Origin of the sequence: Photobacterium sp. WH77 (assembly GCF_022014395.1) — a bacterium.
GTDB lineage: Bacteria > Pseudomonadota > Gammaproteobacteria > Enterobacterales > Vibrionaceae > Photobacterium > Photobacterium arenosum.
In genome coordinates this window covers 63,438-89,923 of record NZ_JAKLTE010000003.1, presented here as the reverse complement: position 1 = coordinate 89,923, position 26,486 = coordinate 63,438, and the positions used below count along the sequence as shown (strand labels likewise).

Here is a 26,486-nt window from a genome sequence, read left to right as displayed (position 1 = left end):
TGATTTTGTCCGGAAAGCCGGAATGTTTAGTTTCATCGGAGGAGTGTTGCTTCATATCCCATGTCTGCAGGTCGCATTCTGTACTATTCTGTACTGGGAGTTGACGGCTGGGGTCTGTGGCCGGATTAAAGCAATGATACTTGTCAGTTGGCATGAAAGGATTAAAGGAAAATGAAAAAACTAACGTTACTGATCATTCTTGGGCTTTCCGCAATGAGTGCTCATGCCGAAGTTAAAGACACTATTAGTGATATGACAAAGGGACTTGTGAAATTTACGAAAGAAATCTCAAGTGGTGTCACTGAGGGTTTCAAAGAGGGAAGAAGCGCGACAGAAAGTTCCGATGGCTCCATTGTCGTGACGAATGAAAAAGAGACACTTGAGTATATCGACATTGATTTGTTGAGCTTGTCTCCTAAGAAAGATTCGAATCAGACGGTTGTCGAACTCAGCTTCAAAAATCGTCATCACAAGCCGGTGAAAATCACAGGGCTGAGTGAAGAAGGCGCTTTACTGACCATTGATAAAGACGGCTTTTCTCATGCCCTGTCAAACGGGCTTCAGATTGAGTTCATCGTGCCCAACGAAGCTGCGAAAAAATATGCCTTCACTTTTTACGGCGACGCATCGCAAGTGAAACAAGTGAGAGTATGGCGGAAAACTTATGAGGTAAAGGACTAGCTTCCCCGCATGGCTGATGTTTCTCTGTAAGAGAGCATAATTGCGCTGATGACTTAAATGCCTTTACCACTATATAACCTCGGCGCACTGCGGTGAGGCACATGGATTAAATTCAGGTTATTGTGTCGCGCCCAGCGCACTGTCATGGCTGTGGGCGCGGACAGGGTCACCAGCGTGCTGATCTTGGCCCGGACAGCTTTCTGAATCAGTTCCAGGCTGCAGCGGCTGGTCATCACGGCGAAGCCGGACTGCGGATTGATGCGGGCTGTGGCCATGGCGCCGATCAGTTTGTCCAGCGCGTTGTGGCGGCCGATATCTTCCCGGCACAGCTGAATATTCCCCCCGGCATCGACATAGAGCGCAGCGTGCAGGGCGCCGCTGCTGCGGGCCACTGTCTGTGCCTCGGTGATACGCTCTCGCAGGTTGTGCAGCAGGCTGGCTTGCGGGGGCGGAACCGGTGTCAGCGGGGTTAAGGGCGGCAGTGCCTGTTCGATGGCTTCCACACCACAAATGCCACAGCCGCTGGTGCCTGCCAGCTGGCGGCGGTGATTTTTCAGTGACCAGAAAGCGCGGTTTGAAATCTTGACTTCGGCATGGTGGGAATCGCAGCCAGCAGTGAGGGTGATGTCGTAGATTTCGCTCACCGAGCGAACAATATCGTTACTCAGGCTGAAGCCTTTGACGAAATCTTCAATATTGCCCGGTGTCACCATCATCACGGCCTGACTGATACCGTTGTAACTGATAGACAGCGCAGTTTCGCTGGCTAACACGGCACTGTGTGTGATTGGGTTGTCTGGCGCAATGTCATCGTGCAACTCAACATAACGGAATGTATCAGGCGCAGGCGGTGCCGCATTCACATCTGCGATTTCAGATTGTTTGTTATCAATATCATTCATCTTATTGCCTGACGTCGGTTTTAAACCCTGATACAGACAGGCTACTCAACAGCCCGGCGGAAGTCCAATGGCTTGTTTTGAAGGGCCGATAAGGCCCGTCTGTTGCCTTTTATTGTTTGTGTCGCCTGACTCTGGTTGCGTTATAAGTCACACCCTTAGGTTGGTGTTATTTGGGAAGCTGCGTGTGTCTGAATTAAAAACGGCATCTATCAATAATGGTGTAAATCGAGTAATTGTTGTGGGGTATTGATGTTTTGCAGCCGGGGATCGTTCAGCGCGCAGTCTACTGCCACGGTATCATGACGAGTCAGGATCGCCATCAGACTGCGCTCGCCCGACTGCCAGGCCTGTTGCAATACGGGGAGCATAGGCTTGGGGATCAGGCTGAACATTGGCTGCCACTGTTGGCCCTGCCGAACCATGACGGGACGCGGTGTATCGGCTGAGGCGGCATCCAGCATCTGGCTGACGAGGGACTGGTCTATCATGGGCGCATCGCAGGGAAACAGCAGCAGCCAGTCGTGTTTTGCCGCAGTCAGTCCTTTCAGTATGCCGGTTAACGGGCCGGGAAAGCCGCTGATATCGTCAGTCAGTATATGGTCACAGTAAGTGGCATACTGCTCGGTATTGCGGTTGCAGGAGATCAGAAGGTCATCTGTCAGCGGTCTGACAACGTCAAACAGGCTGGCAATTAACGGCCTGCCGCGAAAGGAAACCAACCCCTTGTCTTTGCCTCCCATTCGGGAGCCTTGCCCGCCGGCAAGAAGGAGTACGGAAAAGCAAAGGGGAGTCGGTTTCATCGTGATAACAGCCAGGTAAAATATACCCCTAAAAAATATACTGTTTTTGTGTGCCAGTCCAATAAAGCAGACTGATGAACTGATAGACAGGGCTTATCAGGCGGGCTGCCGTCGTGAATGACTGGCAGCCCGTTTTACTGAGGTGTCACGAGAGGCTTATTTTCAGTGTAGTACGAATTCCCGTGACGCCAACGGTGGCGGTAAATCTGTGTAGCCCAGTGCATCTGAATACTATGCTTTTCATTTGAAAGTAACAGGATGTGAAATACTTCCTGCATTGTTTCTGTCTTGGTCGATCCCGTTTGTCAGTCCTTCAATACTATCAATGAGACGCTGCACTGATATCGCCATAATCTTTGATGAACATCATTTTAATGACAGACGCCTGTGTATTCTGTTGTGATTTTTATTTTGTTTGCTTGATGCTAGTACCTGTTGCTCACAATAGGTTTTCGATGCTGAATTATTAATTGTTACTTTGAAAGATTATTGTAATTTCGCGATTTTTAAAAAATTACTTTTTATTTCAACGTTGTGTAATGATGTTTGTGTCACTAGGTGTGATTGAACTAATCTCAGATGGCAGTATGGAAGTAATGATGACTTTTAATATGGAGAACACCTATGGCTGCAATTATCCATGAGATTAAGCAAGATTTTATACCTGATGTGACTGAAGGCTCTGCGGTTACCGTGAACTTTGTCGTTGATTCGAATAATGAGCCAGAAATACCTGGCGCAAGAATTGAAGCTGCATTAACAGGCAATGCGCGTGTTACACATATGTCGTATCCTGGTTCTGGATCTGAATTATTTATTTCTGCCGATGGGAAAACAGCTTCTGTTACAAGTACGGCTGAACAGAGTGCTGGTTGGACAAGGAACAGGACAATTTCACTACTTGTGGATGATATACCACCAGGTGAAGAAGAGTTTATTGTCGGGCAGGTAAACTATTATAACCATGAAGGAATAAAGGGGCCAGGATTCGATATTACACTTAAACGTTCAGCTTCTGGTCTGCAACCAATATTAAGTCGAGCAGAATTCAAATCATATTGGCAGGACTGGGAATCACAAGGTTACATCTATAGCTATGAAATATTGCTGAAAGCCTCATCTGATCCTATTACACATTGGAAAGTCTCGTTTTCCGACTTGCCTCCAGGAACAACCATTGCGAGTGTTACATGGCCGGAAGTTGTGCTTGATGGTTCAGAAGGTGTGGTTGAACTAAAAACGCCTAAGGATGGGAACTACCTTATCAACCCGGATACAGAGTTACCCGTTGCGATTCAGTTGCTGTACCCAGCTCAAGAAGGCGAACAGGAAAAGTTCAAAAAGCTCTATAACTTACAAGGTTATGACCTCAGCTAGCAGGGGGGTATAACGTCATGGGCTGTATCAGGAATACAGCCCATTGATGATGTTCAGCGGGTTGTTTTTCATGAAAACTAATCAGATAAATATTGCTGTTTGTATTTAGACGCTTTGGCAAAAAAGGGCAAGGTACTGCCAATTAAAATAATCACCCCAGCCAGTTCAATGGTTTCATATTCAATCAGTATGAAAGCGGAAATTAAAAATGTCAGGGTGAGAGATGAAATGAGAAATATATGAAAGTAAGGGTGTCTTTTAGAAAATTTCGCATATCCTACAATCATCATAAGCCTCTTCTATCGTTTAAATTACAGAAAATGCATGTGTCAAAGCATTAGCCCTATAGTCAGCGAGATATTTTTCAGTCTTATTCTCTGAAGTATATGACAGGTTCATTGGGATTTCTGACTTTCTGCCTAACGGGTAAAGCCGGGAGGATACGCTTGCTGGTATTGCAACTGATTTGCAATTGCAACGTTTGCCGGGGAATGCTTGAGAACATGACTGAAAAGAGAATACGTTTATCTGAGAATGATGTTAAGTCTTTGAAGATATAACACCCCCTCCCGGGATCGGGAGGGGGTGGTCAGGGTTTATTTCAGATCAAATCGATCGGCGTTCATGACTTTGGTCCAGGCGCTGACAAAGTCGTTTACGAACTTCTCTTTGCCATCGCTGCCGCCATACACTTCCGAGATGGCACGCAGTTGCGAGTTGGCGCCAAACACCAGATCGACACGGGTTGCGGTCCATTTCACCTGGCCTGTTTTCCGGTCACGGCCTTCGAATTCATCTGCGGCTTCTGTGGTGGGTTGCCACTCTGTGTTCATATCCAGCAGGTTGACAAAGAAGTCGTTTGTCAGCACGCCCGGTTTGTCGGTGAATACACCGTGTTTCGAACCACCGAAGTTGGCATTCAGTGCACGCATCCCCCCGAGCAGCACTGTCATTTCAGGTGCCGTCAGGGTGAGCAGCTGGGCACGGTCCAGCAGCATTTCTTCGGCCGAAACTGTGTATTTGGTTTTCATGTAGTTACGGAAACCATCAGCGACAGGCTCGAGCACATCGAACGATTCTGCATCCGTCTGATCATCGGTGGCATCGGTGCGGCCTGGTGAGAAGGGCACACTCACGCTGATGCCTGCGTCTTTTGCGGCTTTCTCAACAGCAGCATCGCCACCAAGGACTATCAGATCAGCCAGTGACACAGCCTTGTTACCTGACTGTGCTGAGTTGAAGTCTTTCTGAATCCCTTCAAAGGTGCTCAGGATTTTCTTCAATTGTCCGGGTTGGTTCACTTCCCAGCCGTTTTGCGGTAACAGACGAATACGGGCACCATTTGCGCCACCACGGCAGTCAGAACCGCGGAATGTGGCGGCTGATGACCAGGCGGTGTAAACCAGTTCTGTCACACTCAAGCCAGAGTTGAGAATGGTTTGCTTCAGTGCAGAAACGTCACTGTCGTTGATAAGATCGTGATCGACGGCGGGTACCGGATCTTGCCAGATCAGCTCTTCTGCGGGCACTTCAGGGCCAAGATAGCGCGCTTTAGGGCCCATATCGCGGTGAGTCAGCTTGAACCAGGCCCGGGCAAAGGCATCGGCAAATTCCTCAGGATTGGCACGGAAGTGCTCTGAAATCTTGCGATATTCAGGATCTTCGCGCATCGACATATCCGCTGTTGTCATCATGATATTGACGCGTTGTGAAGCATCTTCCGGATCGGGTGCCTGGTTTTTATCCGTGACGTTTTTCACTTTCCATTGGTTGGCACCAGCCGGGCTTTTTGTCAGTTCCCACTCATTACCCAGCAGCATTTCGAAGTAGGTGTTGTCCCATTTGGTTGGTGTCGGTGTCCAGGCACCTTCCAGGCCGCTGGTAATGGAATCACGGCCCCTGCCTCTACCATGTGTGTTTTTCCAGCCGAGGCCCATCTGCTCAATAGGAGCTGCCTCAGGATCAGGACCAACCAGCGCCGCATCGCCGGCACCATGGCATTTACCAAAGGTGTGACCACCTGCCGTCAGCGCGACGGTTTCATAATCGTTCATCGCCATTCGGGCGAACGTTTCGCGGACATCACGGCCGGATCCCAATGGGTCAGGGTTGCCGTCCGGTCCTTCCGGGTTAACGTAGATCAGGCCCATTTGCACGGCGGCCAACGGGTTTTCTAGATCACGCTCGCCGCTGTAACGTTTGTTATCGAGCCAGACGTCTTCAGCGCCCCAGTAGATGTCTTCTTCCGGCCCCCAGATATCCGTTCGTCCGCCACCAAAACCAAAGGTTTTGAATCCCATGGATTCAAGGGCAACGTTGCCGGTAAGAATAAAGAGATCTGCCCAGGAGAGTTTGTTGCCGTATTTTTGTTTTACCGGCCACAGTAAGCGGCGGGCTTTATCCAGGTTGCCGTTATCCGGCCAGCTGTTTAATGGCGCGAAACGCTGATTACCGGTTGATGCACCGCCACGGCCGTCGCCGGTACGATAGGTGCCTGCTGCGTGCCAGGCCATACGTATCATGAGCGGGCCATAGTGACCGTAGTCTGCCGGCCACCAATCCTGCGAGTCGGTCAACACGTTCTCAATATCTTGCTTAACGGCTTTCAGGTCGAGTTTTTTGAATTCTTCTGCATAGTTGAAGCCTTCACCCAGAGGGTTTGACTTTTTATCGTTCTGATGGAGGATTTTGAGGTTCAGCTGATTCGGCCACCAATCTTCGTTCCTTGTCCCCGCGCCGCGAAGGTTGGTATTGCTGCCATGCATTACTGGGCATCCACCCGTAGTGGTACCTTTGCCGTTGCTCATACATTGCTCCTTGAGAATTAGTGTAGGGTGTGGTGTGTCTCAGTTACACACTTGAATATAGACCGACTGGCAATCGAATAAAGACGTTTTTATCAATGACAACAATCGGTTTTTTCAATAAAGGGCAGAGGTTTGTGCCAAGCGGGGTGGTGCCTATAGCTGGCGCAGGAAATCCGTGCTGTCATTCACCTAAGAATTTGAGTGATGGAATATTTCCCGGTAACGTGACGCTGTGAAATCTTCATCAATGCGTCAGATAATCAAAGCAGGGGAAGCGGCATCCTGCTATTTATTGTTGTTCCAGGTGTTGATTAATGATTTCCGCCAGCCGTCGAATGGCATCTGTGTGACTTTCATCCAGCTCAAAAGAAGTATTCAGCCTCAGGCAGTGGTTAAATTGTTTGCCGGGAGAAAACATCTTGCCCGGTGCGATCGTAATGTTTTCTGCCAGTGCCTGGGTGTAAATTGCCATCGTATCTGAGGTGACAGGTAATCGCAGCCAAACGAAATAACTGCCTTCCGCAGGCTCGATTTCGACGTCAGGGGGAAGCATTTGTGTCAGCAGCCTGCACATGGCTTTTTTACGTTTGTCTAGGGTTCGCCTCAGCTGTCTCAGATGGTGCTCGTAGTTTCGGGTACTGAGGTAATCAACCAGTGCGAGCTGAATGGGTACGCTGGTGGTCAGGGTACTCATCAGTTGAAGTTTTTGAATGTCTGTGGCCCGCTTCCCGGCGGCCACCCAGCCGATTCTGAAGCCGGCGACCAATGACTTAGAAAAGGATGAGCACAGCATCACATTCCCACTGGCATCAAACGCTTTGGCCGGGAGTGGTTGTTCATTGCCTGCGTAGAGTTCGCTGTATACGTCATCTTCGATGAGCGCAACCTGGTATTTGTTCAGCAGCGATATTAACTGCCGCTTTTTTGGCTCTGTCAGCGTGAATCCGAGCGGGTTTTGGTGATTGGTCATCAGCCAGCAGGCCTTGACCGAATGTGACTGAAACGCGCGTTCAAGCGAGGTTAAATCAAGGCCGGTCTTGGGATCTGTTCTCACCGACAGCGCTTTAAGCCCGAGACGTTCCAGCGACTGAAGCGCACCGTAAAATGTCGGAGATTCCACCACCACCCAATCGCCGGGGCGGGTTACTGCCTGCAGGCTCAGGTTCAGGGCTTCGAGCGCACCCGCGGTAATCACGATTTCATCGGGGGCGATACTGATGCCTTTTGCGGCGTAGCGCTGAGCAATCATAGCGCGCAGTGTGTCATTGCCCGGCGGCAAGTTATCCAGTGCATTGGAAACCGGTATGCTGCGGGCGGCATGCATCAGGGATTTATTTACCTGATGCCGTGGATACAGATTGGGGTCCGGGTAGGCAAACGCAAAGTTGATCATATACGGCTTTCTGCAGGCTTGCAGAACATCGAAAATGAAACTGTTGATGTCGACAGCTTCGGCGGTTTCTACTGCTGCGTTGTGTGACTGGGGGCTGATTCGGATGCTTTCGGCCACCGTATAACCGGAACGGGGGTGCGCAACCAGCCAGCCCTGAGATTCCAGCTGCTGATAAGCATGCATGACGGTCATCAGACTCATACCAGAGTGCGCTGCCTGCTTCCGGAGCGATGGCATTTTTTCACCGGCACGCCAGATACCAGATTCAATTTGTTGGCGGATTTGAGACGCCAACTGTTCATACTTCGCCAATCTTAACCTCAGATCCCGTGGTTGAATTTACTGAAAATATAACAATTGTTTAATAAAACTGTTATAGGTTTTAAGTCTGGTTCTGTATCTTTTTTTTCAGTCGGGTTCTTTCAATATAAGCATGCTTTTCAATGACTCAATAGGAAGCTTATGTTTGGACTCGATGCTTTCATGCTCGCGCGAATACAGTTCGCATTTACTGTCTCTTTTCACATCATATTCCCGGCCATCACCATTGGATTGGCAAGCTATCTGGCGGTTCTGGAAGGTCTCTGGTTGAAAACCCGTCAGCAAGATTACAAAGCGCTGTACCACTTTTGGTCAAAAATTTTTGCCGTGAACTTCGGTATGGGTGTGGTTTCCGGGTTAGTCATGGCTTACCAGTTTGGCACAAACTGGAGTGGCTTTTCTGAGTTTGCCGGCAGCATAACCGGGCCGTTACTGACCTACGAGGTGCTGACCGCATTTTTTCTGGAGGCCGGATTTCTGGGCGTCATGCTTTTTGGCTGGAAGCGCGTCGGGGATAATCTGCACTTTTTTGCGACCTGCATGGTGGCGCTCGGCACCATTATTTCGACGTTCTGGATTCTGGCGTCGAACAGCTGGATGCATACGCCGCAGGGCCACGAAATCATTGACGGGCAAGTGGTGCCTGTTGACTGGTTTGCGGTGATCTTTAACCCGTCATTTCCCTATCGGCTGATGCATATGGGCGTAGCGGCTTTCCTGAGCTGTGCCCTGTTTGTCGGCGCGTCTGCGGCATGGCATCTGCTGAAGGGCAATCAAAGCAGTGCGGTGCGGACTATGTTTTCCATGTGGATGTTGGTTTTCGTGGCCCCCATTCAAGCATTTATCGGCGATCTGCATGGACTGAATACCCTGAAGTATCAGCCGGCCAAAATCGCTGCAATTGAAGGGCACTGGGATAACAGCGCCGGAGAACCGACACCGCTGATTCTGTTCGGTTTGCCGAACATGGAGACAGAGCGCACCGATTATGCGATTGAAATTCCTGCTATGGCGAGCCTGATTTTGAAGCACAGCCTGACCGAACCCATTCCGGCGTTAAAGGATTTCCCGGCAGATGAACGTCCGTACTCACCGTTAATCTTTTGGTCATTTCGCATCATGGTGGCATTGGGGTTGCTGATGATTGGGCAGGGGCTGGTCAGTGTGTGGCTGCGCAAGAAAAACAGACTGTATCAGCATAAAGGATTCCTGACGTTTTCTCTCTGGATGGGGCCAGCCGGGCTGGTTGCCATTCTGGCAGGCTGGATCACCACGGAAGTAGGGCGTCAGCCTTGGGTGGTTCACGGGCTGCTGAGAACGGATGCCGCAGTGTCTGCTCATGGCGACTTGCATATGAGTATCAGCCTGCTGACGTTCTTCGTGGTGTACAGCCTGGTATTCGGATTTGGTTATTACTATATGGTTCATCAGATTCAGAAAGGGCCGCAGCCGGGTGATGAAGACATCGCCCATGATCTGCCGACAGTTTCCGGTCGGATTTAATCCATGAATGTTGAATGATTAAGAAGGAGAGACACGGCGATGGGCGTGGATTTATCGGTATTGTGGTTTGGCATCATTGTGTTTGCCACACTGATGTATATCACTATGGATGGCTTTGATCTGGGGATCGGTATTTTGATGCCTCTGATCAAAAGTGATGAACAAAAAGATGTCATGGTCAATTCAGTGGCACCAGTCTGGGATGGTAATGAAACTTGGCTGGTACTGGGAGGAGCCAGTTTATTCGGGGCTTTTCCGCTGGCTTATGCGGTGATTATTGATGCCCTGACAGTCCCGTTAACTGTGATGCTGATTGCACTGATTTTCAGAGGAGTGGCGTTTGAGTTCCGCTTTAAAGCATTGCCTTCGCATCAGGTTTTTTGGGATAAAGCCTTCATGGTGGGATCGCTGGTTGCTACTTTTTGCCAGGGAATCGTGGTTGGTGCAGTGATTGAAGGGTTTCCGGTTGAGGGCAGGCAATTTGCAGGTGGCGCATTTGACTGGCTGGCACCGTTTCCGCTGTTTTGCGGTCTGGGGCTGGTCATTGCGTACGCATTACTGGGATGTACCTGGCTGACCATGAAAACAGAAGGAGAACTGCAAGCGACTATGTACCAGCTGGCACCAAAAATTTTGTTGCAACTGCTGGCGGTCATTGGGGTTGTCAGTGTGTGGACGCCTTTGGTGTACCCGGAAATTGCTGCCCGATGGTTCAGTTTGCCGAATTTAATTTACTTTGCCCCAGTGCCGCTGCTGACCGTGTTACTGGCATTACTGTTAGTGATTTCAGTGAAAAAACGCAGGGAAATTCAGCCATTTGTGGCTGCACTTGGCATCATTTTTCTGGGATTCAGCGGGCTTGGAATCAGCTTGTGGCCGAATATTATTCCGCCGGACGTGTCAATCTGGCAGGCAGCAGCCCCGCCTCAGAGCCAAGGGTTTATGCTGGTGGGCGCTTTGTTCATTATTCCTTTTATTCTGTTGTATACCTTCTGGAGCTACACCGTGTTCAGCGGCAAAGTGGATCCGCAGGAAAGCTATCACTGACAGGAGGTGAGGATGAAGATGATGACGGATACTCTGAAACAGTATGGGTGGATGGTGCTGATCTGGAGCATCAGTGTGGCAGCTTTAACCTGCATTTCCTGGTTATTTCGTGCACTGATGACAGCAGCGGGTTTAACCGTTTAAACAAATTAAAACCCGAATCATTTAAAAATCCGATGACGCGGCGTCATCGGATTTTTTTCGCTGAAAAATCAGGCTTTTTTCAGTTTTTTCTTCAGTTTCTTAAGTTTACCTTCGTGCTTGGCGACTTTCGCTTTGCGCACTTTGATTTCTTTTTGCAGTTTTTTTGCTTTTTTGGTCACTTTTGCCATTTTCATTCTCCGGTTTCATTAACGTTTGAGGAAAAATGGCTGACATGAAAGGAACAGCTTTCACCTAACCTATCAACCTGGCCGTTCTGGCCGCATGCATGTGGTAAGCCGCTGGTCACTGTGGTTGTGCGTTTTCTTTCACAAACTGACGGATGAACCGACGCACTTCACGTGCGGCGCTGGTATCCATTTCTTCGCATAAAACAACAAAGGCATCACGTTCTTCACCATTAATTCTGATGATTAACTGACTGTCTTTCTTCATTGCTTTTGATTTCTTGCGACTAACCATGACGGCTCACTATTACACACACATATACAATGTATATACATTCGATAGCGTTTTGGCAAATCGGTGATCTGAAATCTGCGTTAAGGCGCGAAAAACCGGGTATTACATATGTTGCATGACATTGTCGCCTACTCATTGACGATCCAGTCAGGCAGGTAAAATTGAACGCTTATCAAACCACAGGCATTGTGTTGGTGGGGTTCATCAACACCTTATGTATGTTGTTTGTGGCAGAGACCACGATAAACCCTGTGATCATGATGGTTGCCATTTTATGTATGCTGGGTGTATCCCGGTAAGGCACGGGATCTTGAAAGTGAAGCGCTGTAAGCATTGCGCAAAGCGTCGGCATCAACACTAAACAACGCAAGAGATAATAATGGCATTAACAATAATAGCGCTGTGTCTGGTGACATTTTATTTTTACTTCAACAAAGAGGATGTTATTTATTTTGACGCATTGCTTTCTGTGCTGGTGATGATTGTTTATATCACGGCTTATATTTATTTTTCTGCGGACTTTCCCCTGCATATCAAGCGCGCAGGTTTGATTTGTGAGCTGCTCCCTGCCGCTTCGCTCTGTGCCATTTTATTTCCTGACTGGAGTACCCGCTTCTCGCCCGAAGTGACGATCAGGTTGGGGTGGGCTGGTTTGTTATTGTCATGCATTATTCTGGCATTACTGGTCATTTTTATTGCTTGAGTAGGCGGTATGCGACCGGGCGTTGGTTTTCAGTCTGATTGTGACTGAATGCTGAATTTTGCATTCAAGCCTGAGGTTTTTTCTGGTCTATTAGGTGGAGGTTTTTCATTCTCACGACGCTTTATTTATTGCTTTTGGTTGCGGTAAACAGTGATAAGATACTTTCACTCAGTAAATGTAGGGATTTACGTTTAGCCGGAGGAGCTTATTTACCGGACAAGCGTTTTAACAAACCTTTTTACAAGAGCAAGACATGATATGGCTTATTGTCTTTATACTGGTTGCCATAATAAAAGCGTATCAATTGGGAGATGAGAATGAATAAAGCGTATGTATTCGTTTCAATGGCTGCAGCCACTTTGCTGTTCGGATGTGTGAGTCAGCCAGCGAGCGAGCCGGTGGGATCCGCGAACCCGGCTGCCGTGTATTGTGTTCAGAAGGGCGGGAAGCTGGATATGGTGACTGAAGATGGTAAGCGAGTGACTTATTGTATTCTGTCTGACGGGCGTCGCGTTGAGCAATGGCAATATTTCCGTGATAACCATCCTCAGGTTGCAGAAGCCGAGGCAATGTAACTTTGTATCAGGGCCACGTTTCAGCGTGGCTTTTTTCACTGTCTGCCGGTAATTCCTTCTGCCTTGTTTACGTAAGTAAATGTAAATATGCCACTTTCACGGGATATTTTCCTGCAGATCAGCGTCTAACGTGCTTATTAGGAAGCAATAAGGATAATGTTATGTCGGTTCTGGATAATGCTCAGCGCTATGGTGTGATAAGTCGGTTTTTACATTGGGGAATGGCACTGCTACTGCTTTGGCAGTTTTTGTCGGCAGTAACGCACGCATTACTTGAAGACTCGTGGCTGGATGAACTGATGTGGGCAACGCATAAGCCACTGGGTTTTCTGTTGTTCATTATCATTGCTTTACGCCTTGTGTGGGCGGTTCTTAATCTGTCGCGCCGTCCGGCCTCCATCAACCGTGTCGCTGCACTGGGCCATAAAGCCTTATATGCGCTGATGATTATCATCCCCACTCTGGCTCTGATCCGGCAGTATGGTTCTGGCCGTGCTTTTTCACCCTTCGGAATACCGTTAATGGACGGGTTTGACAGCGCAAAAATTGAGTGGATGGTTGGGCTGGGCAATTTGCTGCACGGAGAGCTGGCCTGGCTGCTTTTGGCCTTTACTCTTGGCCATATTGTGATGGCGTTCTGGCACCGTATCCGTAAAAGCCATGAGGATGTACTGGCACGTATGTGGCGTTAATTGTGTATGTTACTGAAAATAGCTTGCTGATCACTTGACGGCAGGCTATTTTTTCAGCGTGATAATGTCCTGGTGAATAATCTTATCAAGTAAGATCCTGACTTAATATTGATAACTAAGATCATTGAGTCCTCTTTTTCCTGCACTCTTATATACTTAACCTTAAACAGAATCTGCACGTGATTAATCGGCAGCCGGTAGTCATCCAGTTTGCAGTGCTTTATGTCGCTTACAGCCCATGCTGTGTTATCTGTTTTTACACCTGCATAAACTTCAGAAATCGTAAATAAAGAAGAAGGATACAGGATATGAATAAGTATTTGGCTGAGTTTGTCGGTACCTTTTGGCTGGTGCTTGGCGGCTGCGGAAGCGCTGTTCTGGCAGCTGCATTTCCAGAAGTCGGTATTGGTTTACTGGGTGTTTCTCTGGCATTTGGTTTAACGGTGCTGACCATGGCATTTGCGATTGGTCATATATCAGGCTGCCATCTTAATCCGGCTGTGTCTGTCGGATTATGGGCTGGGGGGCGTTTTCCTGCCACTGAACTATTACCTTATATTGTGGCTCAGGTTTTGGGGGGCTTGGTGGCAGGTGGGGTGCTATATGTGATTGCCTCTGGTCAGGCCGGTTTCGATGTATCTGCCGGTTTCGCATCAAACGGTTATGGTGATCATTCACCCGGGCAATATTCTTTGCTAGCTGCACTGGTTTGTGAAGTGGTGATGACCATGATGTTTCTGATTGTCATTATGGGAGCGACGGATTCACGTGCACCGGCCGGTTTTGCTCCCATTGCGATTGGGCTGTGCCTGACTTTGATTCATCTTATTTCTATTCCTGTGACTAACACCTCGGTGAATCCTGCGCGAAGTACTGGGGTTGCTGTCTATGTGGGTGATTGGGCGATAGCGCAACTTTGGCTCTTTTGGCTGGCACCTATCGTTGGAGCCGTAATTGGTGCAACTATTTATAAAGTGATTGCACGGGAAGGGGAGCAGACTCAGTAAGTTGTCTGACCACTCTTTGCATTCAGGTGTCGACCGTTATGCTGGCAGGCTGTCTTGATCATGCTGAGCTGGAAAAACGAGAAAAGTAACGATTTGGCATGGGAGCAAAGAAAAGACAAAGCAAGCACTATGCCCGGCAACATTGTCCCTTGCTAAACTTAAGTTAAGAACAGGCAATGATTCCGGGCGGTTCCATGAACGAATACCTTCAGCTCGACCCCCATTACGACATTTATTTTCTGTCTGATCCGCACGGACAGAATGCTTTGCTGCAAGATGTACTCAAGGAGGTGGGGTTTCGTTACCCGCTTGATGGTGAAATCCGGGATCGGCTGTTTATTCTGGGCGATATGATAGATAGAGGCCCGGATTCTATGGCGTTATTAAAAACCGTGCAGGATTGTCCGGCGATGTATGCCATTCAGGGAAACCATGAACAAATGGCGTTCAATGCCCTGGAGAATAATGCCGACAGATCTTTATGGATCATGAATGGCGGCCGCTGGCATGAAGATGTTGCCATTGCTGAGGTCAGAAAAATGCTGAATTTTGCGGCAAGTTTACCACTTTGTTATACCCTTCAGATCAACGGTCACCGAATTGGCCTGGTGCATGCCGCAGTGCCAGCACCCTATGACTGGCAACAGTTCACTCAGTGCTGTAACGAGCACACTCTGAGCAAAGAAGATCAACATTTTGCAGTTTGGGACCGGGCTGTTTTCACGCAGGATGAACATAGTGTCGTATCTCATATAGATGCGGTGTTGATGGGGCACAATATAGTGTCAGGCCTGAAACCTAAGGTCAGCGGTAACCGGGTTTATATTGATGGCGCTATGTCAATGGGAGACAGAGGACTGCTACTGAAATACCGTCGGGGAGGTGAAGTGCTGGGGCTGTTTCAGGTATTCTCTTTTCTGCGAGAGCAGGCTACAGACTCATTGGTGTGGGTTTGATTTGTGAGTGTTGATGGTGTTTATTTTTCGAGCAACGCACAATGGATTTTATAATCCTCAATAACTTGCTCACTGTATTGCTGGCAGGCGGTGATTAATGCGTCCACGTTACCGGGCAGGCTTTCGCTCATGAATTGTTCGAAACGCACTGAGCGCCTGTCGCCGCGTGAATGGGCCAGCGCCAATGCCTCGCCGCAGGCGGAGGCATACTGGCAAAAGGCGGTGCAGGGATCTTTGTCATTTAAGACCAGATCTTCGGGTTTGACCGACAAACGCGCATGGTGTCGTGAACGGACCAGCCAGTGTTTACCCCGCCAGATAACCTCGTCCAGTATGAGATCAGGCCGACGTTGCATAAAACGCTGGCAGTCAGCGGTCAGATGCGCCGGATTGAGCGAGTTGACGGGACTGACCTCAGGGAACGCGAATATGGGGGCAGCCTGGCGTTGCTGCTTCACTTCAACAATATGACACAGGGGTAAGTCATCGATACTCCTGACGTCGTTCGGGCCAACCAGAAAATAATAACGCCCGACATTGTTGGAGCCAGTTCCGGCATCAAGACGGATCACTATATCCAGCACCTCATCATCCAGATAAGGCCGGAATGTTGTCTCCGCCTCCTCATAGTCAGCAGCATCAATGCGCTGGTATTTTAACGGCTTGTCAGCAAAGCGAAGCCTGCCATCTTCAAAAGTGGTGGATTTGGCTAACTGGCTTTTACTCAGAAAGTCTTTCCCGCCTGCGGCTCGCTTAGTGGCTTTGCGGCAATATTTATCAAGTACATGATCATCATCGAATTTTTTCAGGACATTGTATCTGGCATCGTTGTCCTCAATGACAAGCTGCAATGTTTTTAAGTAAGCCGACAGGAAGGCTTCACAAGCTTGATGGATGTCGTCTTTATTGACTGCGTTTAAATCGTCGTCGATAGCCAGTTCTTCTGTGAGATATCGTCCTTCTAATAACCCACAGCCGAAATCGCTGGCCAGTGCCAGGCTGGTCAGGTAGCGGGCCAGATCCCAGACACCATACCCGACACAGGCATCATCAAAATCGTCAGGAGAAAAGATAACCTGATCACCTTGTGATCCTTCTTCGGTCAGAAAGCCAAAGTTAGTCAGGTGGCAGTCACCCATGATGAAAGTCTGGCCGGGTTTAGCCAGCAATAAGTCGGGCAGTACCAACACCCCCTGAGCAAGATCGGCATAAAACAGCTGTGCAGTGCCGCGGAAGAACTGGAACGGGCTCCAGGCCATTTTCTGGTGTTTGTTGAGCACAATAGCGCTGTTGGGGACTACGCCATCAATAAGACAGATTTGTTGGCACAGGAACTCGTGTCGGGTTGTCATAAACTTCTTCTGGATTAGCGTCTATACCATTACCAGTATTGTTGATGCTCAAAAGAAATCTAGCTGAGGGGACACATTTGCGCTTAATAAGCAGATGCCGATGTCTATTGTTGCGCTGAGACTGAGTCCGCAGCGGGTCTGTTAACAGACACCCGGCTGCCGGAATATCAGTTTGCATTCTTTGATATGAAAATACCGCCCGAGTCATTCAGGCGGTATTTTTTATTACTTGAGATTATTTTGCCAGCGCTTCTTGTTCGGGTTTGGCAACCACTGCATTTGTGCTGGGCGAGCCGCGGCGGATCATGACCGTCATTGATAGCAGGACAGTGACCACGCCATAGCTGACTTCTTCCCACGGAACCAGGCTGCCGGTGAATCGGTTAACCAGTAGTACCAGCACAGGGATCAGATAGGTATAGGCCGATACCTGTTCGGGAGCCAGCGCAACGCTGCCTTGCTGGAACAGGAAGAAACTGATAGCTGTTGCGAACACCGCCAGATACCCGATACCCAGCCAGATATCAGCAGGAATTTGTATCCATTGCACTTGCACCAGTTGCGGCGCAGTGGCGATGGTCAGCAAGCCTGTTGCACAGATCAGTGTCCAGCAGGTCAGGTGAACGAAAGATTCGCCTCTGTAACACTTTTTGACAATGATCGGATTGAGCGCCATCCCCAGACAGCCCAGCAGATAAATTTTGTTAGAGGCTGTCATCGCGATAGAACCGGCAGCGCTCAGATCGCCACGGAAAATAATCAGACCGGCACCCAGCATACCGCCCAGCAAAGCCAGCGTGACAGACATTGAGGTACTGCGTTTGAACACGAACGCAGCCAGAATGGCGCTCATTAACGGCACAGTCGTATACAGGGCGCTGGCGTCGAGCGGACTGGTGTCGCGCAGAGCAATAAACATGGCAACAAAATAGCCCAGTGGCGGCAAGCTGATCAGCGTGTATCGGCCCAAATCTTTCGCGGAGGGGATACGGAACTGTCCTTTAGCGACCAGAAACCCGACAAACAGCAGGCTGGCCAGCAGGTAACGTACCCAAGTCACCACAAGTGGATCCATGGAAGCCATAATATAGCTGCCAATCGGGAATGACAGGCTAATCAGCACAGTGAAGAAAAATAACTTCAGATGTGAAATTTGGTTCAATGACAACATTCAACTTCTCTATGACTAAGATTAACTCGAAAACCAGAGTATTTAACCAAAACCTGACCTGAAAGACAAGAAAATTTGACCCGAAAGTTAAACAAAAAACTGGCAATATGAGTTGCCGGCTGTGATCTCTGTCATTCAGTTTGTTGTAAATTTACAACGTAATGACTGAAAGCAGGGGGTTAGCGGGGTTGGTATAGCGGGATGAAACCCACGTGCAAGCTTGGATTTTGTTCTGATAAACAGACCAAAAACCTGATGATGTTGCGGTATCGCGTTGAAACACTTTTGTCATCAGCTGGAATAAAGTAAACCGCGGTTCAGGGCTCATTAGCTGGTGTCAGCATTCACACTTTTGTCCTCATGGGCAACAAAACATTATTCAATTAGATGAATATTGATCCAGATCTATAAACTGGGTGAATTTTTCACCAACAATGGCTGCTTAACCACTCATAAGGAGTCGCAGTCATGAAAGCCGCTGTTGTGAATGAATTCAAAGGGAAACTGGAAATCAAAGATATTCCCCTGCCTGCTGTCAAACCCCGTGACATACTGGTGAAAATTCATGCCTGTGGGGTGTGTCATACCGATTTACATGCCTGTCACGGCGACTGGCCGGTGAAACCCAAAATGCCTCTGGTGCCGGGTCATGAAGGGGTCGGCGAAGTTGTCCAGGTGGGCAGCGAAATTCATCATCTCAAGATAGGTGATCGGGTGGGTGTGCCCTGGCTGTATTCGGCGTGCGGTCATTGTGAGTATTGTTTATCTGGCCGAGAAACCTTATGCCTGGATCAGCAAAATGCCGGCTATTCTGTCGACGGTGGCTATGCAGAGTACTGCCTGGCTCATGGTGAGTATGTGGTGAAAATTCCGGACGGGCTGTCTTATGTTGATGCTGCGCCTTTATTCTGCGCGGGAGTGACCACTTACAAAGCGCTGAAAGTGACAGAGGTCAAACCTGGCCAGTGGGTTGCTATTATAGGTGTAGGTGGTTTAGGTCATCTGGCGGTTCAGTATGCCAAAGCCATGGGAATGAACGTCATCGCGGTGGATACCGGCGCCGAGAAAATGGCGCTGGCGAAAGAACTGGGTGCTGTGCACTGTATCGATTTTATGCAAGAAAAACCGTCCGAAGCGATTCACAGACTGGTGGGAGGCGCGCAAGGTGTTGTGTGTACGGCAGTGTCCAAGCCTGCGTTTGAAGAAGCTTACCGTTCGGTGCGCCGCGGTGGCAGCTGTGTGCTGGTGGGCCTGCCGCCTGAAGAAATGCCGATACCTATCTTTGATACCGTACTGAATGGCATTAAAGTGATTGGCTCGATTGTCGGCACGCGTCAGGACTTACAGGAATGCCTGCAATTTGCCGCGGAAGGCAAGGTGAAAGCCATTACTGAAGTGAAAGCGCTGGAAGACATTAACGAGATCTTTGATGACATGCTCAAAGGTGAAATCACAGGTCGGATTGTGATGAATCTGGCGTCCTGATCATCCGACCTTGGCTAAATCCCTCTTGGTGTAAACCTGGAGGGATTTTTTTCAGCGGCGTGATCGTTTTTGTTGAATGTAAATGGTGTCGATTACATCAAACTTTTTTGGTGAAATTATGAATTTCACCTGCTCAAATGCCAGCACAGATTCCAATTCTCAATGGACTCAACCACACTCCGTTGCATAGTTGCACTTGTCTGCTTGTGCAATTTGCCGCCATATCAAATCGAAGTCTGTCTGACGTACACCTGATGCTCGCATCAAGGTGTTGATGGTGATTTGTTGTGTTTACAGAACAGATAAACGTCAATGAGTTAGGTGAGAACATGAGAAAGGATATTCAAGTCGCGCTGCTGGCAGTACTGACCAGCGTCTTAACTGCCTGCTGGGATGATGATAAAGATGATGATGCTTCCGGCGCCGAGAGAAATGCGTTGATTCGAACTGAAACGTTAGCCGCCAACGATTCGCACTGTGCCTCCGGGGGGCTGCGGATAATTGCGGGTTACGATGAAAACCAGAATGCGCAATTGGATGAGGTGGAGTACGTATCGTCAAAGTATGTCTGTCACAACGGTCAGCAAAGTTCAGATAGTGAAGGGAACCCAATATTTGATGAGGCGTTGGTTGGGATTGCCTTTATTGCCAGGGAGGATGTGAATTGCCCGGCAGGGGGGCAGAAGATCTACTTGGGTGTGGATAAGAATAACAATCAGATACTGGACAGTGATGAAATTACAGACACTGAGATTCTCTGCAGCGACGGAACGCTGAATGCGCCGGAGTCTGTGATTAATGCGCTCACTGCCTCGCCTGCGACAGTGCTGAGTAACGGTTTTTCTGTGCTTGAGGCAACGATATCCAATGCTTCGCAAGTTGATGTGATCCAATGGACAGATCAGAACGGAAAATTGTTGTCTCCAAGAAGCAGCGAGCCACATGTCCTGGATCTTCAGGCCGGTCCGGATCTCGGACAGTTTACCTACACGGTGAGCATTGAAAAGCAGAACGACAGCGGTAAGCAGGTACTGCAGTCTAAATCCATTACGATCACGGTCAGCCAGGCCCCGTCGGCCACTCAAACAGTATCGCTTGAAACCCGTCAGGTATTTCTGCCGGATGATTTTACAATGTCACCGGTCACGGGTGATATCTCTGGCACCGTGATTTACGGGGATCCGAAAACGGCATCTGCGAGTTTGCGAATGATGGCCATTCCAACACCGGAAGAGACAGAGCTGGTGGGTTTTGTCGCTGAACGAGGTGCACTGAATCAGGGCACTACAGCTCAGCAAATTCTGCAAACTATGGTGAATGCGGTCAGCCAGCATTTGCCATCCGCGGGAGATCGGATTGAACAGCTTTCACAGACTGTGCTGGAAAATGGCAATGTGTCTGCCAGCTATAACATCACACTCAATACTGCCATGCTGCCAACCAATTTGCTCCATCTCCTGCTTCAGCAAATGGCTGTGAATGTGATTGGTGGCGCGACAGATTCGTTAATGCCAGCGGCGACAGAAGTGGCAGTCTCGACGTTCCAGTTTGATCTGGTTGTGAGTTATGACCAGCTGCTGGATAGTTTGATTATGACGGCTACACTGGTGGATAAAAATCATGTGGGACGTTATGCGGATGTCATCAGCGCCACGACATCCGAAACTATCAGTGCAGCGCTGGGTTCAACCCTGCTGTTACAGTCAGATCAGTTTACCGCTGTTGAACAGACTCGCTCGAAAGCCGACTTTCTCTTTGTGATTGATAACTCCGGCAGTATGTCTGATGAACAGAATGAGCTGAGCCGCTTGACCCAAAGTTTTATTCAAACCATCGGGGCTTCCGGAATCGATTATCAGGTCGGTACGATCACAACAGACTCGGATGAGCTACGCGGCGTTGGGTTTACCAATGATGCCACGCAAATTGAAGCGGACTTCATTCCGGGTACCCACGGTAGTGCGACGGAGCGAGGGATATTTTTTGCTGAAAAGGCGCTGGATCCGGTGAACGGGACAGTCACTCTGGCCGGGTATCCCCGGGTTGGTGCGTCACTTTCAGTCATTATTGTCAGTGATGAGCCGAGTCAGTACGGTAATAATCCACCGTTTGACCCGAGTCAAAACCTGTTCACGGATAAGGACTATCGCGTCTATGCCATTGTGAAACCGGGGGATGCTAGCATCAGTCAATATGATGATCTGGCGGTATCTACGCTGGGAAAAATACTGAACATTGATTTGATTTCAGAATACGACAGTTTCATGAATACGGTGGCAAATAATGCAGGGGCAACCAGTGCAGGCTACAAATTGTCGTTGGCCGCAACCCATCAGATCCTGTCTTCTTCTTTATCAGTGAAAGTGAATGGTGTTGCGATACAGCGCAGCACGGCGAATGGCTGGCAATATTATCCGTTGTCGCAAGCCGTTGTGTTCACCGGTGCCGCAATTCCGGCGGTAGGTGCCACAATTACCATTGCCTATCAATATGTACAAACCACACCATAGATGGTGCACCACAGCCGGGCTGACAGGGGCCAGCCCGCTGTTTTTAGAGCCTTGTTTCGTTTGTTCAAGCGGAACGATAAGAAAGGTCACTTTTTTTTCACTGTCTACTTGTCTTCATGCCGTTTCGTGCTATTTTCTCGCGACAAATGTCTATCTGGAGTTTATGACTATGCCAAAGGCAAGTGATATTAAAAAGTCTGCAGCTATTGAACACGAAGGTAAGGTGTACTTTGTTAAAGACATTAGCAAGTTAACACCGAGTGGCCGCGCAGGTAGCAGCCTTTACCGTATGCGTATGTATGATGTGGCAACCAACGCGAAAGCGGATGTGAGCTTCAAAGCCGATGACATCATCACACTGGCAGACTTTAGTCGCCATGCCGCGTCTTTCTCTTACATTGACGGTGAAGAGTATGTCTTCATGGACAATGAGGATTACACCCCGTATCACTTCCACAAAGATGTGATTGAAGAAGAGTTGCTGTTCATTACTGAAGACATTCAGGGACTGCATGTGTTGGTGGTCAATGGCGCGCCGGTTGCGCTGGAATTGCCGTCTACAGTCGATTTGGAAATTGTAGAAACCGACCCTTCAATCAAAGGAGCTTCTGCCAGCGCCCGGACAAAACCTGCTGTGCTGAGCACTGGCTTATCGGTTCAGGTGCCAGAGTATATTGCTACCGGTGATCGCATTCGTGTGAATACACTGGAACACAAATATATGAACCGTGTAGAGAAGTAAGTTTCTCATTATTGTTGGAAAAAGCCGCAGCAAGAGGTGCTCCTGAATGTCGGACACTGTTGTTATGCGGCTTTTTTTGAACAACCTCCCAGCATACCTGCTTTTATTTGCACTGCTTTTAACTATCGTTAAGATATGCAACACACTTTTATCTGCTGACCCGGCTTCTGTTGGGAAGAGTTAATATGAAAAAGACCCTGTCCAGCCTCATTACTTTATTTATGCTTCAGGGTTGTGCCGGCTATGTAGGAGGCGATCTGGAAGATGTGGTTGTTGATACCTATATTGATCAATGCCGGTATACGCCGGCCTATTATGAAATGAAAGTGTATACCGATGCAGTCAATGACTACGCTGATGAAAATATTTCCGGTATTATTTCGACTTATACCTTAGGATTATTTCCGACCTACTGGCTGTCTGAAGTGCGCAGTAAAGTCACGATTGAAGGTGAGGGTAAAGAGGTTTATACCAGAGAAGATGTCAGTCGTATTCATACATTCTATGGTATTTTATGGCTGCTGTTTTTAAGTGACGACAGTGTGAATGCGCTGAGGGCGGATGAAGGTTCGGGTCTGCGTGTTATTGAAGGCATACAGGACAGAGCTGTAGCTAAAACGCTGAATGAAATGCCTGACAGTATTGATATTAATGAACTGTGTGTCACATATCTGGATTTATAATATTCTTATTTATGTGTCTGCCGTATCGTTAGGTTTTCCTGTCATCTGTGGTGTTAAATTTGTTAATAATGAGCCCACTGTCAAATAATCAACTAAAATATCATCCATTGTGATTGGCTGTGACTTCCGCGATCTGTGCTGCCTTTCCCGATTTCAGTCGTGACTTAGTGCTGATTAATTCCATATTTGCGTTTGTTTATGCCATAAAGTGGCAGAAGCCTGATATTTACCCTGATTATTTTCTGTTCAATCTCAATTGAGTTTGCAAGATTTAATTTGCTATAACCATCCTCGTATTAGTTCGATACATCAGCATTTTGATAACGATAAGGATACAAGGATGTCTATGCGTAAATTCGTAAGCGGTATTGTGGCAGCTTGTGCATTGTTAGGCACGTCAGTGTCTGCCACTGCTGGCCCGGTAATGGACGATATTGTGAAAACCGGCGAACTTCGCGTGTGTTTTGACGCAGGCTATATGCCGTTTGAAATGAAAAGCAAAAACGGCTCTTTTGTTGGTTTTGATATTGATATCGGTAAAATGATGGCCCGCCAGATGGGGGTGAAATATGTGCCGGTCAACACAGCCTGGGACGGTATTATCCCCACTCTTCTGACCGGTAAGTGTCACATCATTAATGCGGGTATGACCATTAACGCGCAACGTAATATGCGCGTAAACTTCGCAGAACCCTACATCATTGTGGGTCAGACTATTCTGCTCAATCCTGAGCTTGAAGGTAAGATCAAAAGTTACAAAGATCTGAACAACAGCAAGTACACCATTGCGACTAAGCTTGGCACTACAGGTGAGCAAGCGATCAAGCGTATGATCAGCAAAGCTAAGCTCAATGTGTTTGAAACCCAGTCTGATGCTGTGCTGGAAGTGGCAAACGGCAAAGCGGATGCCTTTATTTACGACATGCCGTTTAACGCCATTTATGCCTCGCAGAACTCAGGCAAAGTGGTTCACCTTGAGCAGCCATTCACCTATGAGCCATTAGGCTGGGCAGTCGCCCAGGGCGATATGGACATGCTGAACTTCCTTAATAACTTCCTGCGCCAGATCAAAGGCGACGGAACCTATGAGCGAATCTACGACAAGTGGTTTAAAGACAACAGCTGGCTGAGCCAGGTGCAATAAAACCTGATAACGGCTGGCCGCTGGGCCAGCCGTGCGTTCGCGCTGTTTTCTCATTCCGACACGCCTAAGGAAGAAGTATATGATTAGGACGTCTAACCGGTGGCTCTGGCAAACTGTATTTGTCGTCATCCTGGCGCTGCTGATGACGGGGCTGTATCAGGCTTCGCAAAGCATCAATTACAACTGGCAATGGCACCGTGTTTTGCCATTCATCGTGGATACCACCCCTAAAGAGTTCAGGGCGCAGGGTGATGGTACCGTTCAAATTAACGCTGATAACTCAATTACCATCAACCTTGACTACAGTAATGTGCCTCAGCAGATCCCTGCTTATGATGCCCGCCTGGTGCAACAGGGCGATTTGGTTTTTGAAGGTGATGTGATTGCCAGCAGCGATCAGTGGACCATTGGTCCTGTCACTCTTGGCTTGTGGGTGACCCTCAAAATCTCGGTTCTGTCACTGTTCTTCGCCATTATTCTGGGCCTGATGGCCGGATTGATGCGGATATCGCATAATCCTGTAACCAAAAATCTGGCTTTCCTGTACGTCGAAATTATCCGCGGCACACCGTTACTGGTGCAAATTTTCATCGTGTACTTTTTCCTGGGTACGATTTTCGATCTGGAACGTTTTACCGCGGGTGTGGTGGCGCTGTCCATTTTCACCGGCGCTTACATTGCGGAAATTATCCGGGCCGGTATTCAGTCGATTCCGCCGGGGCAGATGGAAGCAGCCCGCTCTCTGGGCATGAGTTACCCTAAGGCAATGATGTATGTCATCCTGCCGCAGGCCTTTAAACGCACTTTGCCACCAATGGCGGGTCAGTTAATTACGCTGATCAAAGATTCATCGCTAGTGTCGGTTATTTCTATCACCGATTTGACCAAGGCCGGCCGCGAGGTCATCAGCGGCAGTTTCGCCACGTTTGAGGTGTGGTTTGTGGTGGCAGGACTGTATTTGCTCCTGACGACCAGCCTGTCGTGGGCCGTACAGCGAATTGAGAAGAGGTTGGCGAGCAGTGACTAATACATATCAGGGCGATGACATGATAGTCGCCGACAAGGTCAATAAAATTTACCCCAATCTGTGCCATGCACTGAAAGATGTCAGTGCAACGGTGAAACGTGGCGAGGTCGTCGTTATCATCGGGCCGTCTGGCTCGGGTAAATCCACCTTTCTGCGCACGCTGAACCAGCTGGAAGTGATTACCTCAGGTCAGATTCAGATTGATGGCATGAACATGTACGCCAAAAGCACCAATATCAATGAGTTGCGTGCGAACGTTGGTATGGTATTCCAGTCGTTTAATCTGTTTCCCCATAAAACGGTAAAAGGCAATGTGATGCTGGCACCGCAGAAAGTCAGGGGGCGCACGAAAGCGGATGTAGAGCCGGAAGCCGAAAAACTGCTCAGGCGGGTCGGTCTGGCGGATAAAATGAATGTCTATCCGTCGCAGTTATCCGGTGGTCAGCAACAACGCGTCGCTATTGCCAGGGCTCTGGCCATGCGGCCGGACGTGATGCTGTTCGACGAACCCACCTCTGCGCTCGATCCTGAAATGGTCGGCGAGGTGCTGGATGTGATGAAGGATCTGGCCGCAGAAGGCATGACCATGGTAGTGGTGACGCACGAGATGGGCTTTGCCCGTGAAGTGGCCGATCGGGTGCTGTTTATGGAAGACGGTGAGTTGCTGGTCAGTGACTCGCCCGAGAACATTTTTGATTCACCCAAGCATCCGCGGTTGGCTCAATTTCTGTCAAAAATTCTCTAGCAGTCACACGTTTCTCTTAACCTGTGTAAGACCCAAGGCAGACTCAGTGAGTCTGCCTTTCTATTTCTACAATCTTTTTGGTTCCACCATAAAATCATGGTATTGCACCCTAAAGATGCACAGCTGCTCTTGTTGAACTGTATTGGTGCATTGTTCGTGCAAATATCGAGCAATTCCCCTCTGTAACAATCAATTTCAGTGGCACTGAAATTGCAATCTGTTGATATAAACAACAATAA

At 48.6% G+C, this 26,486-nt stretch carries 26 protein-coding genes; 18 read left to right on the top strand and 8 right to left on the bottom strand.

Going from position 1 to position 26,486, the window contains the following annotated elements:
- Positions 1–171: 171 nt before the first annotated feature.
- The gene (locus L6J37_RS04245; protein ID WP_192014928.1) at positions 172–681 is read left to right on the top strand and encodes a hypothetical protein; all 510 of its coding nucleotides are present in this window, start codon (positions 172–174) and stop codon (positions 679–681) included.
- Positions 682–734: 53 nt separating this feature from the next.
- Here the strand turns inward: L6J37_RS04245 and fdhD are convergent, their stop codons facing one another.
- On the bottom strand, positions 735–1,583 hold the full coding sequence (gene fdhD, locus L6J37_RS04240; protein WP_237794239.1) for a formate dehydrogenase accessory sulfurtransferase FdhD: 849 nt from the start codon (positions 1,581–1,583) through the stop codon (positions 735–737).
- A 209-nt stretch (positions 1,584–1,792) separates the two neighbouring features.
- Positions 1,793–2,383: a molybdenum cofactor guanylyltransferase MobA gene (gene mobA, locus L6J37_RS04235; protein WP_237794236.1), complete on the bottom strand. Its 591-nt coding sequence runs from the start codon at positions 2,381–2,383 to the stop codon at positions 1,793–1,795.
- A 624-nt stretch (positions 2,384–3,007) separates the two neighbouring features.
- Between mobA and L6J37_RS04230 the strand changes: the two genes are divergently transcribed.
- Positions 3,008–3,760, top strand: coding sequence for a hypothetical protein (locus L6J37_RS04230; protein WP_218384006.1), 753 nt, complete (start codon positions 3,008–3,010; stop codon positions 3,758–3,760).
- 77 nt (positions 3,761–3,837) lie between these two features.
- On the opposite strand, the gene L6J37_RS04225 is transcribed toward L6J37_RS04230, so the two are convergent.
- The 3 genes from L6J37_RS04225 to L6J37_RS04215 all read right to left on the bottom strand — a co-directional run bounded on the left by L6J37_RS04225 (position 3,838) and on the right by L6J37_RS04215 (position 8,272).
- Positions 3,838–4,050, bottom strand: coding sequence for a hypothetical protein (locus L6J37_RS04225; protein ID WP_192014932.1), 213 nt, complete (start codon positions 4,048–4,050; stop codon positions 3,838–3,840).
- Positions 4,051–4,356: 306 nt separating this feature from the next.
- Positions 4,357–6,567, bottom strand: a complete 2,211-nt coding sequence (gene katG / locus L6J37_RS04220) for a catalase/peroxidase HPI (protein ID WP_237794234.1) — start codon at positions 6,565–6,567, stop codon at positions 4,357–4,359.
- A 289-nt stretch (positions 6,568–6,856) separates the two neighbouring features.
- Positions 6,857–8,272, bottom strand: a complete 1,416-nt coding sequence (locus tag L6J37_RS04215; protein WP_192014934.1) for an aminotransferase-like domain-containing protein — start codon at positions 8,270–8,272, stop codon at positions 6,857–6,859.
- A gap of 150 nt (positions 8,273–8,422) precedes the next feature.
- Between L6J37_RS04215 and L6J37_RS04210 the strand changes: the two genes are divergently transcribed.
- From L6J37_RS04210 to L6J37_RS04200, 3 genes are read left to right on the top strand one after another with little or no spacing between them, the layout of a single operon-like run.
- Positions 8,423–9,784 carry a cytochrome ubiquinol oxidase subunit I gene (locus L6J37_RS04210; RefSeq protein ID WP_237794232.1) on the top strand — a complete coding sequence of 454 codons (1,362 nt, stop codon included), beginning with the start codon at positions 8,423–8,425 and terminating at the stop codon, positions 9,782–9,784.
- A gap of 39 nt (positions 9,785–9,823) precedes the next feature.
- Positions 9,824–10,831 carry a cytochrome d ubiquinol oxidase subunit II gene (gene cydB, locus L6J37_RS04205; protein WP_218383993.1) on the top strand — a complete coding sequence of 336 codons (1,008 nt, stop codon included), beginning with the start codon at positions 9,824–9,826 and terminating at the stop codon, positions 10,829–10,831.
- A 12-nt stretch (positions 10,832–10,843) separates the two neighbouring features.
- Positions 10,844–10,975, top strand: a complete 132-nt coding sequence (locus L6J37_RS04200; protein WP_218383989.1) for a DUF2474 domain-containing protein — start codon at positions 10,844–10,846, stop codon at positions 10,973–10,975.
- A 303-nt stretch (positions 10,976–11,278) separates the two neighbouring features.
- On the opposite strand, the gene L6J37_RS04195 is transcribed toward L6J37_RS04200, so the two are convergent.
- On the bottom strand, positions 11,279–11,455 hold the full coding sequence (locus tag L6J37_RS04195) for a hypothetical protein (RefSeq protein ID WP_192014938.1): 177 nt from the start codon (positions 11,453–11,455) through the stop codon (positions 11,279–11,281).
- A gap of 161 nt (positions 11,456–11,616) precedes the next feature.
- On the opposite strand from L6J37_RS04195, the gene L6J37_RS04190 reads away from it, so the two are divergent.
- From L6J37_RS04190 to L6J37_RS04165, 6 genes are all read left to right on the top strand, one after another.
- On the top strand, positions 11,617–11,754 hold the full coding sequence (locus tag L6J37_RS04190; RefSeq protein WP_218383987.1) for a hypothetical protein: 138 nt from the start codon (positions 11,617–11,619) through the stop codon (positions 11,752–11,754).
- Between the two features lie 80 nt (positions 11,755–11,834).
- On the top strand, positions 11,835–12,158 hold the full coding sequence (locus tag L6J37_RS04185) for a hypothetical protein (protein WP_237794230.1): 324 nt from the start codon (positions 11,835–11,837) through the stop codon (positions 12,156–12,158).
- A 317-nt stretch (positions 12,159–12,475) separates the two neighbouring features.
- Complete coding sequence (locus tag L6J37_RS04180) at positions 12,476–12,733, top strand: putative hemolysin (protein WP_237794228.1); 258 nt, start codon at positions 12,476–12,478, stop codon at positions 12,731–12,733.
- A gap of 161 nt (positions 12,734–12,894) precedes the next feature.
- Positions 12,895–13,425, top strand: a complete 531-nt coding sequence (locus L6J37_RS04175) for a cytochrome b (protein WP_237794227.1) — start codon at positions 12,895–12,897, stop codon at positions 13,423–13,425.
- 308 nt (positions 13,426–13,733) lie between these two features.
- A complete protein-coding gene (aqpZ, locus tag L6J37_RS04170; RefSeq protein ID WP_218383975.1) occupies positions 13,734–14,432 on the top strand; it encodes an aquaporin Z in 699 nt (232 codons plus the stop codon).
- 194 nt (positions 14,433–14,626) lie between these two features.
- Complete coding sequence (locus L6J37_RS04165) at positions 14,627–15,388, top strand: metallophosphoesterase (RefSeq protein WP_237794226.1); 762 nt, start codon at positions 14,627–14,629, stop codon at positions 15,386–15,388.
- Positions 15,389–15,408: 20 nt separating this feature from the next.
- Here the strand turns inward: L6J37_RS04165 and L6J37_RS04160 are convergent, their stop codons facing one another.
- Entirely contained in the window at positions 15,409–16,740 is a 1,332-nt protein-coding gene (locus L6J37_RS04160) for a DUF2252 family protein (RefSeq protein ID WP_237794225.1), read from the bottom strand.
- A gap of 235 nt (positions 16,741–16,975) precedes the next feature.
- The gene (locus L6J37_RS04155) at positions 16,976–17,911 is read right to left on the bottom strand and encodes a DMT family transporter (protein ID WP_237794224.1); all 936 of its coding nucleotides are present in this window, start codon (positions 17,909–17,911) and stop codon (positions 16,976–16,978) included.
- A 468-nt stretch (positions 17,912–18,379) separates the two neighbouring features.
- On the opposite strand from L6J37_RS04155, the gene adhP reads away from it, so the two are divergent.
- The 7 genes from adhP (at position 18,380) to L6J37_RS04120 (ending at position 26,247) form a co-directional block, all read left to right on the top strand.
- Positions 18,380–19,396 carry an alcohol dehydrogenase AdhP gene (gene adhP, locus L6J37_RS04150; RefSeq protein ID WP_237794223.1) on the top strand — a complete coding sequence of 339 codons (1,017 nt, stop codon included), beginning with the start codon at positions 18,380–18,382 and terminating at the stop codon, positions 19,394–19,396.
- A gap of 329 nt (positions 19,397–19,725) precedes the next feature.
- Positions 19,726–21,906, top strand: a complete 2,181-nt coding sequence (locus tag L6J37_RS04145) for a vWA domain-containing protein (RefSeq protein ID WP_237794222.1) — start codon at positions 19,726–19,728, stop codon at positions 21,904–21,906.
- 169 nt (positions 21,907–22,075) lie between these two features.
- The gene (gene efpL / locus L6J37_RS04140) at positions 22,076–22,648 is read left to right on the top strand and encodes an elongation factor P-like protein EfpL (protein WP_218383965.1); all 573 of its coding nucleotides are present in this window, start codon (positions 22,076–22,078) and stop codon (positions 22,646–22,648) included.
- Between the two features lie 185 nt (positions 22,649–22,833).
- Positions 22,834–23,331, top strand: coding sequence for a hypothetical protein (locus tag L6J37_RS04135; RefSeq protein WP_192014949.1), 498 nt, complete (start codon positions 22,834–22,836; stop codon positions 23,329–23,331).
- 346 nt (positions 23,332–23,677) lie between these two features.
- Positions 23,678–24,475, top strand: coding sequence for a transporter substrate-binding domain-containing protein (locus tag L6J37_RS04130; RefSeq protein WP_192014950.1), 798 nt, complete (start codon positions 23,678–23,680; stop codon positions 24,473–24,475).
- 79 nt (positions 24,476–24,554) lie between these two features.
- Positions 24,555–25,502: an amino acid ABC transporter permease gene (locus tag L6J37_RS04125; protein WP_218383961.1), complete on the top strand. Its 948-nt coding sequence runs from the start codon at positions 24,555–24,557 to the stop codon at positions 25,500–25,502.
- Positions 25,503–25,521: 19 nt separating this feature from the next.
- Positions 25,522–26,247, top strand: coding sequence for an amino acid ABC transporter ATP-binding protein (locus L6J37_RS04120; RefSeq protein ID WP_192015060.1), 726 nt, complete (start codon positions 25,522–25,524; stop codon positions 26,245–26,247).
- Positions 26,248–26,486 lie beyond the last annotated feature (239 nt).